Here is a 13,769-nt window from a genome sequence, read left to right as displayed (position 1 = left end):
CCTTGCCCACCCTACGCCTCTTCCCGAGCGGGAAGAGGCGAGACCTCACGCCATGCTGAGCTCGTGGCGTCCCACCACCATCCAGTGCACCTCGTCCGGACCATCCGCGAAGCGCAGATGGCGTACGTCCTGGTACATCTCCGCGAGCGGGGTCCAGTGCGAGATGCCGGTGGCGCCGTGCATCTGGATCGACTGGTCGATGATCTTGCAGGCGCGCTCCGGCACCATGGCCTTGACCATGGACACCCAGACGCGGGCCTCCTTGTTGCCGAGCACGTCCATCGCCTTGGCGGCCTTCAGCACCATCAGCCGCATCGCCTCGATCTCGCAGCGCGCTTGCGCGATGATCTGCATGTTGCCGCCGAGATGGGCGATCTTCTTGCCGAAAGCTTCGCGGGTCAGGCCACGCTGCACCATCAGATCGAGCGCTTTCTCCGCTTTGCCGATGGTGCGCATGCAGTGATGGATGCGGCCCGGGCCGAGGCGGAGCTGCGAGATCTCGAAACCGCGGCCTTCGCCCAGCAGAATGTTCTCCTTGGGCACGCGCACATTGTTGAAACGCATGTGCATGTGGCCGCGCGGGGCGTGGTCCTGGCCGAACACGTACATGGGCCCGAGCACCTCGACGCCGGGCGTGTCGCGCGGCACCAGGATCTGTGACTGCTGCTTGCTCGGCGCCGCATCCGGATTGGTCTTCACCATCACGATGAGGATCTTGCAACGGGGATCGCCGACGCCGGAGATGTAATACTTCTCGCCGTTGATGACCCATTCGTCGCCGACGAGCTTTGCCGTGGTCGAGATGTTCTTGGCGTCGGAAGAGGCGACGTTCGGCTCGGTCATGACATAGGCCGAGCGGATCTCGCCGTTCATCAACGGCTTCAGCCACTTCTCCTTCTGCTCCTTGGTGCCGACGCGCTCCAGCACCTCCATGTTGCCGGTGTCCGGCGCCGAGCAGTTCATGGTCTCGGAGGCCAGCGGGCTCTTGCCGAGCTCGGAGGCGATATAGGCGTAGTCGAGGTTCTTCAGGCCCTGGCCGGTCTCGTCATCGGGCAGGAAGAAGTTCCAGAGGCCTTCCTGCTTGGCTTTGTTCTTGGCCTTTTCCAGCACCTCGAGCTGCTTGGGCGTGAAGCTCCAGCGGTCTTCCTTGGCCTCGCCGGCCTTGGCGAACTCGATCGACATCGGCTCGACGGTTTCGCGGATGAACTTCCTGACGTGATCGTAGAGCGGCCGGACCTGGTCCGACATGCGGAGGTCGTTGAGCTCGTCGCCGGGGTTGAGGGTGTAATTGGTAGTGCGGGGAATATAGGTGTGTTTTGTCATTGTTCCTCCCGGGTCGCTGAGATCGTGCTGGACGACAGAATAGTCGCAGCGCGGCAAAAGTGCGAGCGTGCATTTCCCCGCGCGGGCCATGCCACGCGATGGAATTTCGCGAGGGCGTTTGAAATGTTGTTTGAACGCCGTCGCGTCGTGCGTCAGCTCGCCATCCGGTGCATCGCGCAGATCTTGTTGCCGTCAAGGTCGCGCAAGTAGGCGATATAGAGCTTGTTCCCCGCGCCCTCGCGGATGCCGGGCGGATTCTCAATCGGCGTTCCGCCAGCAGCGACGCCGGCGGCGTGCCACTTGTCGACCTGCTCCGGCGAGTTGCAGGCAAAGCCGATGGTGCCGCCATTCGCGCACGTCGCCGCTTCGCCGTTGATCGGCTTCGTCACCGAGAACACGCCGGTCTTGGTGATGTAGAAGATGCGATGGCCGTCGACCCTGGCCGGCCGCACCTCGAGCGTGCCGAGCAGCGTGTCATAGAACGTCTTGGCCTTGTCGAGGTCGTTGGTGCCGATCATGATATGGGAAAACATTTGCCCGTCCCCTTTTGCGCTTACGAAATCAGACATCGTAGGGTGGGCAAAGCGCAGCGTGCCCACCACCACAATTGCTTATGGTGGGCACGCCGCAAGCGCGGCTTTGCCCACCCTACGAATTTAAAACGCCGTATAGCCGCCGTCGATAACGAACGTATCCGCGGTGTGATACGATGACGCCTTGCTCATCAGATATACGGCAATGCCGCCGAAATCGCTGGGCTCGCCGAAGCGCCGCACCGGAATGCGCGGCATCACGTTGGCGACAAACTTTTCGTTGGCCATGATGCCTGATGTCATGTCGCTCTTGATCCAGCCGGGCAGGATCGCATTCGCGGTGACGCCGTGGCGTGCCAGTTCGACGCCGAGCGCGCGCACCAGCGCGTTGATCGCGGCCTTGGTCGCCGCATAGTGCTCGTTGCGCGCGGTGCCGAAGATCGAGGCCAGGCTCGATGTCGCAACCAGCCGGCCGAAGGGATCGCCCGCATTGGCGCGCTCGGTCATGTGCTTTGCGGCCGCCTGGAAGGCGTGGAACACGCCGTCGAGATTGGTCGCGAACATGGTGCGCCATTCTTCCTCGGTGCGCTCGATGAAGGAACGCCGGCCGCCGCCGCCGATGCCGGCATTGGCAAAGCAGCCGTCGACCGGGCCGAAAGTGTCGAGCGTGGCCTTCATTGCGGCATTGACCGAGGCCGGATCGGTGACGTCGCAGACGCGGGTATCGACCTTGCCGGAGAGGCCTGCCATGCTCGCGGCAGCAGCCTTGTTCTTGTCAGCATTGCGGCCCCAGATCGAGACGTTGCAACCCTGGCCGGCTAGCGCCTGCGCGATGCCGAGCCCGATGCCGCCATTGCCACCGGTGATCACGGCGACACGGCCAGTGAGGTCGAAAAGGTCCATGGCGCGTGTCCTGCTTTTGGTATGCGTCGCATCAGCCGCTGCGCGCAAGATTGCTTGCTATGCTCCGATCACCATGGACAAGACCGCGCCAAAAATCAAATATGCGCCCCGGCAAAAGCAATTCCGGTCTGCGAAACGTCGCTGGCCGCAACTGACGAGGAAACCATGCAGTTCAAACACGTCACGCTCGATCTCGATGGCTCGGTCGCGATCCTCAAGCTCGACCATCAGGAGGTGATGAACGCGGTCTCCGTGGACATGCTCGGCGGTCTCGCGCAAGCGCTCGACGCGATCGAGGAGAGGAAGGACGAGGTGCGCTGCGTCGTGCTGACCGGCGCGGGGCGTGCGTTCTGTACCGGCGCGAACCTCCAGGGCCGCAACGACCAGTCGAAGAAGACCAAGGCCGGCTTGACGCTCGAGACCGGTTTCCACCCCTTCCTGCGCCGCATCCGCAATCTGCACTGCCCGATCGTGACCGCCGTCAACGGACCGGCCGCGGGCGCTGGCATGAGCTTCGCGCTGCTCGGCGACATGATCCTGTGCGCGCGATCCTCCTACTTTCTGCAGGCGTTCCGCCGCATCGGCCTTGTGCCGGATTGCGGCTCGACCTGGCTGCTGCCGCGGCTCGTCGGCCGGGCGCGCTCGATCGAATTGTCGCTGATGGGCGAAAGGCTGCCGGCCGAGAAGGCGCTGGAATGGGGTCTCGTCAACCGCGTCTATGACGACGGCGTGCTGATGGAGGAGGCGATGAAGCTTGCACGCGAGCTCGCCAGCGGGCCGACGGTCGCGCTGTCGCTGATCCGCAAGCTCTACTGGGACAGCCCGGAAAATTCCTTCGAGGACCAGCTCAATCTCGAATTCCAGTGCCAGCTTCGTGCCGGCGACACGCAGGACTTTCGCGAAGGCGTCGGCGCGTTCCTGGAGAAGCGCCCGGCGCAGTTCAAGGGCAAATGATCGAGACGCAACTCTCCCGCAGCGTCGCGCGCTGGTGCCCGGGCGCGACGGGCGTTACCGGAGCTGCAAGACTGTCCGGTGGCGCGAGCCAGGAAACCTGGCGCTTCGATATCGTGCACCCCGATGGGCCGATCGGCGCGATCCTGCGCCGCTCGCCGAAAGGCTATGGCGCGGCGCCGACGCGCGCGGCAGGGCTTGGGGCCGAAGCGCAGCTGATGCAGCTCGCTTATGAAGCGGGCCTGCCGTCGCCGCGGGTGATGCATGTTCTGGTGCCCGAGGACGATCTCGGCACCGGCTTCATCATGCAGCGGGTCGATGGCGAGACCATCGCGCGCAAGATCCTGCGCGACGACGAGTTCGCTGCGGCGCGGCCGCTTCTCGCGCGGCAGATCGGCGGCGTGCTAGCGGGGCTGCACGGGCTGCCGCAGGACAAGCTGCCCGAGCTGCGGCACATGTCGGCGGCGAAGGAGATCGACGAGTTCGAACGTGACTACCGCAGCCTGAACTGGCCAAAGCCGGTGTTCGAGCTGGCGCTGCGCTGGCTGCGCGGCCACGATCCGGGTCCCGCCGCCGAGACGACGCTGGTGCACGGCGATTTCCGCAACGGCAATCTCATCATCGGCGCCGACGGCGTCCGTGCGGTGCTCGATTGGGAGCTCGCCCATCTCGGCGACCCCATGGAGGATCTCGGCTGGGTCTGCGTCAACTCCTGGCGTTTTGGTGAGATCGACAAGCCCGTCGGCGGCTTTGGTTCGCGCGAGGAATTGTTCGCGGGCTACGAAGCCGCGGGCCGCAAATGCGAGCCTGCGCGTGTAAAGTTCTGGGAAGTGATGGGCACGCTGCGCTGGGGCATCATGTGCGGCGGCATGATGCAGCGGTTTCGCGAGGGTCCGGACCATTCCATGGAGCGCGCCATGATCGGCCGCCGCGCCAGCGAGACCGAGATCGATCTGTTGCGGCTGCTCGCGCCGCGAGGGAGTTGACCATGCAGGACGAACCGACCCCGATCGAGCTGACCAGGACGGTCGCTGATTTCTTGCGCAATGACATCGCGCCGCTGGTCTCTGGCCACCAGGCCTTCAAGCTGCGCGTGGCCATCAACATCCTTGATCTCGTGACACGGCACCTGACGCTGGAGCAGGGGAGCGATGCGAAAGAGGTGGAGCGACTGCGTGCTCTGCTGGGTGGTGATGGTTCGGTCACCGATCTCAACCGCGCGCTGGCCGAACGCATCGCCAAGGGCGAGGTAGATCTCGCAACGACCGGTCTCGCCGAGCATCTCTGGCAGACCACGATGGACAAGCTTGCCGTGGATCAGCCGAACTACGCATCGTACAAGCGCGAACTGTCGCGAGACGGCTAAGCGTTCCCACTGTCTCCGTCATTGCGAGCGCAGCGAAGCAATCCAGAGTCGCTCCGCGGAGACAGTCTGGATTGTTTCGCTGCGCTCGCAATGACGAGGGGAGGGACCTCCTACTTCCCCACCCATTTCGGCGGCCGCTTCTCGGAAAATGCCTTCGGGCCCTCGATGTAGTCCTGCGACGCCACCATCGCCTTCACGGCCGGATAGTCCCGCTGCTCTTCAATTGCCTGCTCGAGCGACACACCGAGCCCCTTCTGAATGGTCTGCTTCGAAGCCCGGATCGACATCGGCGAGTTCTTGGTGATCATCTCCGCCCAGCGCAGTGCGCCCGCCAGCGCCTCGCCCTGCGGCACCACCTCGTTGACGAAGCCGAGCTCGTGGCCCTCTTTGGCGCTGACATGGCGCGCGGTGAGGATCATGCCCATGGCGCGCTTGAGCCCGATCTGGCGCGGCAGCCGGTGCAGGCCGCCGGCGAGCGCGGCCAGCCCGACGCGCGGTTCGGGCAGCGCGAAGGTCGCATTCTCTGAGGCAATGATCAGGTCGCAGGCCAGTGCGATCTCGAAGCCGCCGCCCATCGCCACACCGTTGACCGCGGCGATGATCGGCTTGTCGCAGTCGAATCGCGCAGTGAGGCCGGCAAAGCCGCCCTTGTCCCAGCCGCGCTTTCCGCCCGCCGCCTGCCATTTCAGATCGTTGCCGGCGCAGAACGCCTTGTCGCCGGCACCGGTGACGATCGCGACCCACTGCTCGGGATCGGCGGAGAAATCGTCGAAGACCCTTTGGAGCTCGAAATGCGCGTCGGTGTGCAGCGCGTTGTAGACCTCGGGCCGCGACAGCGTGACGATCGTGATTGGCCCCTTGCGTTCCACTTTGGAAAATTTCAGCTCCATCGCTCGCTCCCGCATTTTCTCGTGAAGGAATATTGGCGGCATACTACCGCGCCTCAGTGCTTGGGCACCATCGAATTGCGCAACGCGCCTTGCGCGGCCGGCACGCCTCGCATTGCTTGACTTGAAGGCGCTCTTCTCACCTTAATCGTGCGAAGCAAAACGCGCCTAGCGCCTTAACGCAAAACGATAAAATCATTCGGGAGAGAACCTGTGGATTTTTCACTGCCTGCCGATCTCGCCGCCTATCTCCGAGAGCTCGACGGCTTCATCGAACGCGAGATCAAGCCGCTGGAGCAGGCCGACGACAACATCCGCTTCTTCGATCATCGCCGCGAATGGGCGCGCACCGATTTCGAGAACGGCGGCCTGCCGCGCCATGAATGGGAAGCGCTGCTGCGCAAGGCGAAGGACCTTGCCGACGCCGCCGGCCATCTGCGCTTTGCGGTCTCGAGACAGTATGGCGGCAAGGACGGCTCCAACCTCTGGATGGCCGTGATCCGCGAGCATTTCGCCGCCAAGGGCCTCGGCCTGCACAACGACCTCCAGAACGAGCATTCCATCGTCGGCAATTTCCCCGTCGCGACGATGCTCGACCGCTACGGCCGCGACGACCAGAAGGCGATGATCGACGGCTCGATCAAGGGCAAGTATCGCATCACCTTTGGCCTCACGGAGCCCAATCACGGCTCGGATGCGACCCACATGGAAACGCGGGCGGTGCCGGCGACCCGCGACAACGTCAAGGGCTGGATCATCAACGGCGAGAAGATGTGGACGACCGGCATGCACGTCGCCACGCACTGCGCGCTGTTCGCGCGCACCAGCGGTAATGACGGCGATGCGCGCGGCATCACCTGCTTCCTGGTGCCGGCCAAGAGCCATGGCGTCAAGATTGAAGAGTACATGTGGACCTTCAACATGCCGACCGACCATCCGCGCGTCAGTTTTACGGATGTGTTCGTCCCGGAGGATGCGCTGTTCGGCGAGGTTGGCCGCGGCCTGGCGCTGGCGCAATGTTTTGTCCATCAGAACCGCATCAGGCAGGCCGCGAGCTCGCTCGGCGCCGCCGTCTACTGCATCAACGAGAGTGTGAAGTACGCGCGCGAACGAAAGCCGTTCGGCAAGGCGCTCGCCGAGAACCAGGCGATCCAGTTCCCGCTGGTGGAGCTGGCCACGCAAGCCGAGATGCTGCGCCTGTTGATCCGCAAGACCGCCTGGGAGATGGACAAGCTCAACGAAGAGCAGATCGAGCGCACGCTCTCCGACCGCGTCTCGATGTGCAACTACTGGGCAAACCGCCTCTGCTGCGAATCCGCCGATCGCGCCATGCAGGTCCATGGCGGCATGGGCTACTCACGCCACAAGCCGTTCGAGCATATCTACCGCCACCACCGCCGCTACCGGATCACCGAAGGCAGCGAGGAGATCCAGATGCGCAAGGTGGCGGGGTTCCTGTTCGGCTATATGGGGCCGGGGAAGCATTAGGGGCATTGCGCGTTATCTCTCTCCGAGTCGTCCCCGCGAAGGGCGGGGACCCATAACCCAAGCGAGAAGTTGTGTATGAGCTGGCAACTCTGAGTCGTCGCCAAACTTGATCTAGTGGTTATGGGTCCCGGGCTCACGCTACGCGCGCCCCGGGACGACGATGTGGAGGCAGTCGCGGCTAATTCACCCGTCGGTCCTTCCCCGCCCAATACGGCTCCCTCAACTGCCGCCGCAGGATCTTGCCTGAGGGATTGCGCGGCAGCGCCGGCAGGAACTCCACGCTCTTCGGCGTCTTGAACCCGGCGATGCGCTCGCGGGTGAAGTTGATGATGTCGGTGGCGGTCGCCTCCTTGCCCGGCTTCATCACCACGACCGCCTTCACCGCCTCGCCCCATTTGTCATCGGGCACGCCGATCACGGCGGCTTCGGCGACGTCAGGGTGATCGCACAGCGCGCTCTCGACCTCGGCGGGGTAGATGTTCTCGCCGCCGGAAATGATCATGTCCTTGATGCGATCGTGGATGTAGAGATAGCCGTCCTCGTCCATGTAGCCGGCGTCACCGGTGCGCAGCCAGCCGTCGGCGCGCAGTGTCGATGCGGTCGCCTCCGGCAAATTCCAGTAGCCTGCCATGTTCGAGCCCGAGCGCGTCGCGATCTCGCCGACCTGGCGCGGCGGCAGCGGCTTGCCGTCCGCGTCCAATATCGCGATCTCGACGCCCGGCAGCGCCTTGCCGGCCGAACGCATCCGTTCCAGCCCCTCGACGTGATCCTCCGGCGGCAGCGCGACGATGGTCCCGGTCGTCTCCGTCATGCCGTACATCTGCACAAAACCGCATTTGAAGATCTCGATGCACTCCTTCAGCAGCGCGGCCGGAATGGGAGATGCGCCATAGAGCATGTATTTCAGCCGCGAGAAGTCGACGGTTTTCGCACGCGGCTGCCGCACCACGAACTGCATCGCCGCCGGCACCATGAAGAGCTTTGTGATGCCCGACTGCTCGAAGAAATCCAGCACCTTGGTCGGATCGAACTCGCGTGCGATCACGCCGCGGGCGCCGTGATAGAGCCCCATCACGCCCCAGCCGGAGCCTCCGATATGGAAGATCGGCATCGCCACCAGCGATACGTCGTTGGTTGACCACCGGTTCCACTCCGGCTTGTCCGCGGCGTTTCCGGTCTGCACGAGATTGAGGAAGTTCGCATGCGACAGCATCGCGCCCTTCGGCTTGCCGGTGGTGCCCGATGTATAGAGCTGGATCGCGATGTCTTTCGTGTCGATCGGCACTTTCGGATCATCGCCGCTCTGCGCCTCGCGCCAGGCCGTGAAATCCTGCCATTCCGGCGCGCCGCCCTCGGTCGTGATGACAGTGCGCACGCCCGGCAACTGGTCCTTGATCTGGCGAACTTGCGCAATGAACTCCGGCCCCACGAACAGAACCGGTGCCTTGCAATCCGCGACGATGAAGGCGACCTCGGGCCCGGCGAGCCGCCAGTTCACCGGCGCCATCACCACGCCGGCCTTCATCGCACCCATCAGCAGCTCGAAATAGAGGTCGCTGTTCTTGCCGAGATAGGCGATGCGCTCGCCCTTCTTCACGCCCGCCGCCAGAAGCGCGTTCGCGACCTTGTTGGTCTTGATGTCGAACTCGGCAAAGCTGGTGATGCGCCCTTCGAACTCGTAGGCGATGGCGTCGCCGCGGCTCTTGCCGCGCTCGCGCACCATGTCGGCGAGGTTCGCCAATGGCTGTGTGGTGGACATGTTTCTCCCGTAGGCGTTTTGTTTTTATGCCGCGGAGTGTGGCGTCATCCGCGGGCAAAGACAATACGGGAGAGAGCGAGCTAGCCCCGCTTCGCCCGGTCCTTTTCGTTCTGCGCCATGATGCTTTCACGCGCGGTTTTCCAGTCGTCGTCGCTCCAGTCGCGGAGCTGGTAGAAATTGCCGCCCATCGCGAGCGCCTGGGCGCCGTCCATGGCGATGGTCTCGCCTGAGATCCAGTCGCAGCCGCCGGAGATCAGGAACACGGCGACGTTCTGCAACTCCTCCATGGTGCCGACCCGGCCCATCGGGTTCATCGCCTTGGTGCGCGCGCCGGCTTCATCGCCGGGCTTGATGCGCTTGCTCATGCCCTCGGTCGGGATCTCGCCCGGCGCGATGGTATTGAGGCGGATGCCGTATCGGCCCCATTCGGTCGCCAGCGACATCGTCATGGCGTGGATCGCCGACTTGCTCATCGCCGACGGCACCACATAGGGCGAGCCGTTGCGCACCCAGGTCGTGGTGATCGAGACGACGTTGCCCGGCTGCTTCAAGGCGATCCAGCGCTTGCCGACCGCGTGCGTCACGTAGAACGTGCCGTGCATCACGATATTGGCGACCGCATCGAAGCCGCGCGGCGACAGCTCTTCGGTGCGCGAGATGAAATTGCCGGCGGCGTTGTTGATGAGGTCGGTGAGGGGACCGTCGCGGAAGATGGTCTCGATCATCTCCTCGACCGCGAGCGCATTGCGGATGTCGACCCCGTGGCTGCTGACGCGGCCGCCATACTGGTCCATCAGCTCGGTCGCGGTCTCGTCGCAGACGATCTTGCGCCGGCCGCAGATATGCACCTCGGCGCCGAGCTGGAGAAACCGCGCTGCCATCGACTTGCCGAGCCCGGTGCCGCCGCCGGTCACGAGGATGCGCCGGCCGGCCAGAAGATTTTCCTTGAACATGGGTGTTTCCCCCGTAGGGATTGTCAGTTAATTGGTCGATTGACTAAATCCGGCCGCCGTACTCCTGTAAAGCGGCACCGAACAAGAACAGGCAGGAACCAGGGGAGAATTCATCCATGGAAGAGCGCGTCTCGATCTCGATCTCGGAAGGCGTCGCCGACGTGCGCCTGGTGCGCGCGGACAAGATGAATGCGCTGGATCAGGCGATGTTCGAGGCCCTTGTTGCCGCAACGGATCGGCTTTCGAAGGACAAAAGCGTGCGCGTCGTCGTGCTGTCGGGCGAAGGCCGCGCCTTCTGCGCCGGTCTCGACATGGGGCGTTTTGCCGCCATGAAGGAGAAGGGCGGCAACGGAATTCCGGGTGGCGAAAATCGCGACCTCACCGCGCGCACCCACGGCCAGGCGAATTTTGCGCAGCAGGCGGTGTGGGGCTGGCGCCAGCTTCCGGTGCCGGTGATCGCAGCCGTCCACGGCGTTGCCTTCGGCGGTGGCTTCCAGCTCTCGCTCGGGGCCGACATGCGCTTCCTCTCCCCCGATGCGCGGATGTCGGTGATGGAGATCAAATGGGGCCTGGTGCCCGACATGGCGGGCACGCCGATCCTGGCCTCGCTCGTGCGCGACGACATCTTGCGCGATCTCACCTATACGGGGCGCATCTTCTCCGCGCAGGAGGCGATGACTTATGGCCTCGCCACGCGCATCTGCGACGACCCGCGCGCAACTGCCCTCGACGTCGCACGCGAGATCGCCGGCAAGAGCCCCGATGCGATCCGCGCCGCCAAGCGCCTGCTCAACAACCTTTCGGTCGATCCAGGGCCCGCACTGCTCGCCGAATCCGTCGAGCAGCAGAAGCTGATCGGCAGCGCTAACCAGACCGAAGCGGTGCGGGCGAATCTCGAAAAGCGCGCCCCGAAGTTCGCGGATTAGCAATCTTCCGTCATTCCGGGGCGATGCGTAGCATCGAGCCCGGAATCCATAACCACGATCGTGAGTATGGATTCCGGGCCCGCGCCTTCGGCGCATCCCGGAATGACGACCACGGTTATGACTGAGATCTCAAACCCGACGAAAGATCGGACAGCAAAAATGAGTGAAATGTCAGAATTCCTCGGCATCGTCTCGGGCGATCGCCGTCGCACCCACGCCGAGGTCGCGAGCCGCGCCGATCGCATCGCTTCCGGTCTCAGCAAGATCGGCGTCAAGCAGGGCGATTGCGTCTGCATGCTGATGCGGAACGACATCGCCTTCCTGGAGGCAGCCTATGCCGCGATGCGGCTCGGGGCCTATGGCGTGCCGATCAACTGGCACTTCAAGCCGGAGGAGATCAACTACATCCTCGCCGATACTGGAACGTCCGTGCTGATCGGCCATGCCGACATGCTGCATGCCTTGCGCGATGCGATTCCGAAAGGCGTGACTGTGCTCAGCGTGCCGACGCCGCCGGAGATTCTCTCCAACTACAAGATCGATCCGGATCATCTGAAGACGCCGAACTTCGCGATCGATTTCGAATCCTGGCTCGCGGCATTGCAGCCCTATGACGGCCCGGTCGTGCCGCAGCCCATGAACATGATCTACACCTCTGGCACGACGGGGCACCCCAAGGGCGTGCGGCGCCATGCGCCGACGCCGGAGCAGGCGGCGGCCGGCGAGCGCATGCGCGCGATGATCTACGGGCTGAAGCCCGGGGCGCGCGCGATCCTGCCGGGCCCGCTTTATCACTCCGCGCCGAACTCGTTCGGCATCCGCGCCGGCAAGCTCGGCGGCGCGCTGGTGCTGATGCCGCGCTTCGAGGCCGAGGAGTTCCTGGAGCTGATCGAGCGCTTCAAAATCGACACCATCTTCATGGTGCCGACCATGTTCATTCGCCTGATGAAACTGCCGGAGGCGGTGCGTCGGAAATACGACGTCTCTTCGCTGCGCCACATCATCCACGCCGCGGCGCCGTGTCCGGCCGACGTCAAGCGCGCCATGATCGAGTGGTGGGGGCCGGTGATCTACGAATTCTACGGCTCGACCGAATCCAGCGCCGTCACCTTCGCAACTTCGCAGGACGCGCTGAGCAAGCCCGGCACGGTCGGCAGGATTTCGCCCGGCGCCGAACTGCGCTTCCTCGGTGAGGACGGCCGCGTGCTGGGCGTCGGCGAGATCGGCGAGATCTATTCCCGCATGGCCGGGATGGCCGATTTCACCTATCACAACAAGCCGGAGAAGCGCGCCGAGATCGACCGTGACGGCTTCATCACATCAGGCGATGTCGGCTATATCGACGCGGACGGTTACGTCTTCATCTGCGACCGCAAGCGCGACATGGTGATCTCGGGCGGCGTCAACATCTATCCGGCCGAGATCGAGTCGGTGCTGCATGCCGTCCCCGGCGTGCATGATTGCGCGGTGTTCGGCATCCCCGATGCCGAGTTCGGCGAAGCGCTGATGGCGGTGGTCGAGCCGCAAGCCGGCATCACGCTCGATGCCGCCGGCATCCGGGCCCGGCTAAAGGCTTCGCTCGCCGACTACAAGGTGCCAAAACACATCGAAATCCGCGCCGGGCTGCCGCGCGAAGATTCCGGCAAGATCTTCAAGCGCCTCCTGCGCGATCCCTATTGGGAGCAGGCGGGACGGAAGATTTGAGAAGGAATCCCTAGGGTGGGCGAAGCGAAGCGTGCCCACCATGACGACCGATTGTGCCGATGGTGGGCACGGCGCAAACGCGCCTTGCCCACCCTGCAAGGGAACTGACAGGGAAACATTCGTCATGAGCGATGCTACCAGCGAAGTCCTCTACGAGGTCGCCGACCACATCGCGACCATCACGCTGAATGCGCCGGAGCGCATGAACACGATATCCGGCCCAATGCTGAACGATCTCGCGCGGCTGCTCACCGAGGCCAATGAGGACAAGAACGTTCGTGTCGTCATCCTCACCGGGAAGGGCAGGGCGTTCTGCGCCGGCCTCGACCTGCGCAAGGAGCGCGACGGCAACGGTCTCAGCGCGGCATCCTCGCCGACCACGATCAATTTGCGCAACACGCCGCCGACGGTGTTGCAGGCGATGGACAAGCCGACCATCTGCGCCGTCAATGGCGGCGCCGCCGGTTACGGCATGGACACCGCGCTCGGCTGCGACATCCGCATCATGGCGGAGTCCTCGAAGCTCGCCGCCGCCTTCGTCAAGCGCGGCGTGGTGCCGGAATCCGGCGGTACCTGGCTGTTGCCGCGCATGCTCGGCTGGGCCAAGGCCTCCGAGCTGATTTTCACCGGCCGCACGCTGAGCGCACGCGAGTGCCTGGAATGGGGGCTCGCCAACGAGGTCGTGCCGGACGCCGAGCTGATGACCCGCGCCACTGCCATCGCCCGCGAAATCGCCGCCAATGCGCCGCTCGCGGTGCAGGCCTCCAAGCGCATGATGCGGATGGGCCTGAACCAAAACTTCTCGGACCATGTCCACCACGTCTATCTCCAGCTCCTGCCGCTGTTCAAGACGCAGGACATGGCCGAGGGCATGAAAGCCTTCATGGAGAAGCGCGAGCCGAAATTCGAGGGCCGCTGAGCGCGGCCGAGCGGAACTGCGGCGTCATGCCGGGGGTCACACGCCGACGAGCGCGGA

At 64.2% G+C, this 13,769-nt stretch carries 13 protein-coding genes; 7 read left to right on the top strand and 6 right to left on the bottom strand.

Annotated features, from left to right (window positions below; all coding sequences use genetic code 11):
* Nucleotides 1-45: 45 nt before the first annotated feature.
* From NR187_RS10425 to NR187_RS10415, 3 genes are all read right to left on the bottom strand, one after another.
* The gene (locus tag NR187_RS10425) at nt 46-1,323 is read right to left on the bottom strand and encodes an acyl-CoA dehydrogenase family protein (protein WP_211382790.1); all 1,278 of its coding nucleotides are present in this window, start codon (nt 1,321-1,323) and stop codon (nt 46-48) included.
* Nucleotides 1,324-1,475: 152 nt separating this feature from the next.
* Nucleotides 1,476-1,856: a VOC family protein gene (locus NR187_RS10420; RefSeq protein ID WP_211382791.1), complete on the bottom strand. Its 381-nt coding sequence runs from the start codon at nt 1,854-1,856 to the stop codon at nt 1,476-1,478.
* A 123-nt stretch (nt 1,857-1,979) separates the two neighbouring features.
* Nucleotides 1,980-2,759, bottom strand: coding sequence for an SDR family NAD(P)-dependent oxidoreductase (locus NR187_RS10415; protein WP_256806401.1), 780 nt, complete (start codon nt 2,757-2,759; stop codon nt 1,980-1,982).
* Between the two features lie 165 nt (nt 2,760-2,924).
* On the opposite strand from NR187_RS10415, the gene NR187_RS10410 reads away from it, so the two are divergent.
* The 3 genes from NR187_RS10410 to NR187_RS10400 are packed head-to-tail and all read left to right on the top strand — an operon-like array spanning nt 2,925 to nt 5,076.
* Nucleotides 2,925-3,713 carry an enoyl-CoA hydratase/isomerase gene (locus NR187_RS10410; RefSeq protein ID WP_211382793.1) on the top strand — a complete coding sequence of 263 codons (789 nt, stop codon included), beginning with the start codon at nt 2,925-2,927 and terminating at the stop codon, nt 3,711-3,713.
* Nucleotides 3,710-4,696 carry a phosphotransferase family protein gene (locus NR187_RS10405; protein ID WP_256806400.1) on the top strand — a complete coding sequence of 329 codons (987 nt, stop codon included), beginning with the start codon at nt 3,710-3,712 and terminating at the stop codon, nt 4,694-4,696. The genes NR187_RS10410 and NR187_RS10405 overlap by 4 nt, the downstream gene beginning before the upstream one ends.
* A 2-nt stretch (nt 4,697-4,698) precedes the next feature.
* Nucleotides 4,699-5,076 carry a DUF6285 domain-containing protein gene (locus NR187_RS10400; protein ID WP_256806399.1) on the top strand — a complete coding sequence of 126 codons (378 nt, stop codon included), beginning with the start codon at nt 4,699-4,701 and terminating at the stop codon, nt 5,074-5,076.
* A gap of 110 nt (nt 5,077-5,186) precedes the next feature.
* Here NR187_RS10400 and NR187_RS10395 read toward each other — a convergent pair whose 3' ends face one another.
* Entirely contained in the window at nt 5,187-5,966 is a 780-nt protein-coding gene (locus NR187_RS10395) for an enoyl-CoA hydratase-related protein (RefSeq protein WP_211382796.1), read from the bottom strand.
* A gap of 210 nt (nt 5,967-6,176) precedes the next feature.
* On the opposite strand from NR187_RS10395, the gene NR187_RS10390 reads away from it, so the two are divergent.
* A complete protein-coding gene (locus tag NR187_RS10390) occupies nt 6,177-7,451 on the top strand; it encodes an acyl-CoA dehydrogenase family protein (RefSeq protein ID WP_256806398.1) in 1,275 nt (424 codons plus the stop codon).
* Between the two features lie 178 nt (nt 7,452-7,629).
* Here the strand turns inward: NR187_RS10390 and NR187_RS10385 are convergent, their stop codons facing one another.
* Nucleotides 7,630-9,210, bottom strand: a complete 1,581-nt coding sequence (locus NR187_RS10385) for a fatty acid--CoA ligase (protein WP_211382798.1) — start codon at nt 9,208-9,210, stop codon at nt 7,630-7,632.
* Nucleotides 9,211-9,290: 80 nt separating this feature from the next.
* Nucleotides 9,291-10,163, bottom strand: a complete 873-nt coding sequence (locus NR187_RS10380; RefSeq protein WP_211382799.1) for an SDR family oxidoreductase — start codon at nt 10,161-10,163, stop codon at nt 9,291-9,293.
* A gap of 116 nt (nt 10,164-10,279) precedes the next feature.
* Here NR187_RS10380 and NR187_RS10375 point away from each other — a divergent pair, with 116 nt between their 5' ends.
* The 3 genes from NR187_RS10375 to NR187_RS10365 all read left to right on the top strand — a co-directional run bounded on the left by NR187_RS10375 (nt 10,280) and on the right by NR187_RS10365 (nt 13,712).
* Nucleotides 10,280-11,089, top strand: coding sequence for a crotonase/enoyl-CoA hydratase family protein (locus NR187_RS10375; RefSeq protein WP_256806397.1), 810 nt, complete (start codon nt 10,280-10,282; stop codon nt 11,087-11,089).
* A 159-nt stretch (nt 11,090-11,248) separates the two neighbouring features.
* Nucleotides 11,249-12,793 (top strand): acyl-CoA synthetase, encoded by a 1,545-nt coding sequence (locus tag NR187_RS10370; RefSeq protein ID WP_256806396.1) that lies wholly within the window; start codon nt 11,249-11,251, stop codon nt 12,791-12,793.
* A gap of 124 nt (nt 12,794-12,917) precedes the next feature.
* Nucleotides 12,918-13,712, top strand: coding sequence for an enoyl-CoA hydratase/isomerase family protein (locus NR187_RS10365; RefSeq protein WP_256806395.1), 795 nt, complete (start codon nt 12,918-12,920; stop codon nt 13,710-13,712).
* Nucleotides 13,713-13,769: the final 57 nt, after the last annotated feature.

The organism is Bradyrhizobium sp. Bra64 (assembly GCF_024519875.1).
Taxonomy (GTDB): Bacteria; Pseudomonadota; Alphaproteobacteria; order Rhizobiales; family Xanthobacteraceae; genus Bradyrhizobium; species Bradyrhizobium japonicum_G.
This window is presented reverse-complemented; position numbering and strand designations above follow the sequence as displayed.

Excerpts from the sequence above, each read along its gene's own strand:
- NR187_RS10395 (WP_211382796.1), bottom strand. The coding sequence starts at position 5,966 with ATGGAGCTGAAATTTTCCAAAGTGGAACGCAAGGGGCCAATCACGATC.
- NR187_RS10405 (WP_256806400.1), top strand. The coding sequence starts at position 3,710 with ATGATCGAGACGCAACTCTCCCGCAGCGTCGCGCGCTGGTGCCCGGGC.
- NR187_RS10375 (WP_256806397.1), top strand. The coding sequence starts at position 10,280 with ATGGAAGAGCGCGTCTCGATCTCGATCTCGGAAGGCGTCGCCGACGTG.
- NR187_RS10410 (WP_211382793.1), top strand. The coding sequence starts at position 2,925 with ATGCAGTTCAAACACGTCACGCTCGATCTCGATGGCTCGGTCGCGATC.
- NR187_RS10385 (WP_211382798.1), bottom strand. The coding sequence starts at position 9,210 with ATGTCCACCACACAGCCATTGGCGAACCTCGCCGACATGGTGCGCGAG.
- NR187_RS10365 (WP_256806395.1), top strand. The coding sequence starts at position 12,918 with ATGAGCGATGCTACCAGCGAAGTCCTCTACGAGGTCGCCGACCACATC.
- NR187_RS10420 (WP_211382791.1), bottom strand. The coding sequence starts at position 1,856 with ATGTTTTCCCATATCATGATCGGCACCAACGACCTCGACAAGGCCAAG.
- NR187_RS10380 (WP_211382799.1), bottom strand. The coding sequence starts at position 10,163 with ATGTTCAAGGAAAATCTTCTGGCCGGCCGGCGCATCCTCGTGACCGGC.
- NR187_RS10425 (WP_211382790.1), bottom strand. The coding sequence starts at position 1,323 with ATGACAAAACACACCTATATTCCCCGCACTACCAATTACACCCTCAAC.
- NR187_RS10415 (WP_256806401.1), bottom strand. The coding sequence starts at position 2,759 with ATGGACCTTTTCGACCTCACTGGCCGTGTCGCCGTGATCACCGGTGGC.
- NR187_RS10370 (WP_256806396.1), top strand. The coding sequence starts at position 11,249 with ATGAGTGAAATGTCAGAATTCCTCGGCATCGTCTCGGGCGATCGCCGT.
- NR187_RS10400 (WP_256806399.1), top strand. The coding sequence starts at position 4,699 with ATGCAGGACGAACCGACCCCGATCGAGCTGACCAGGACGGTCGCTGAT.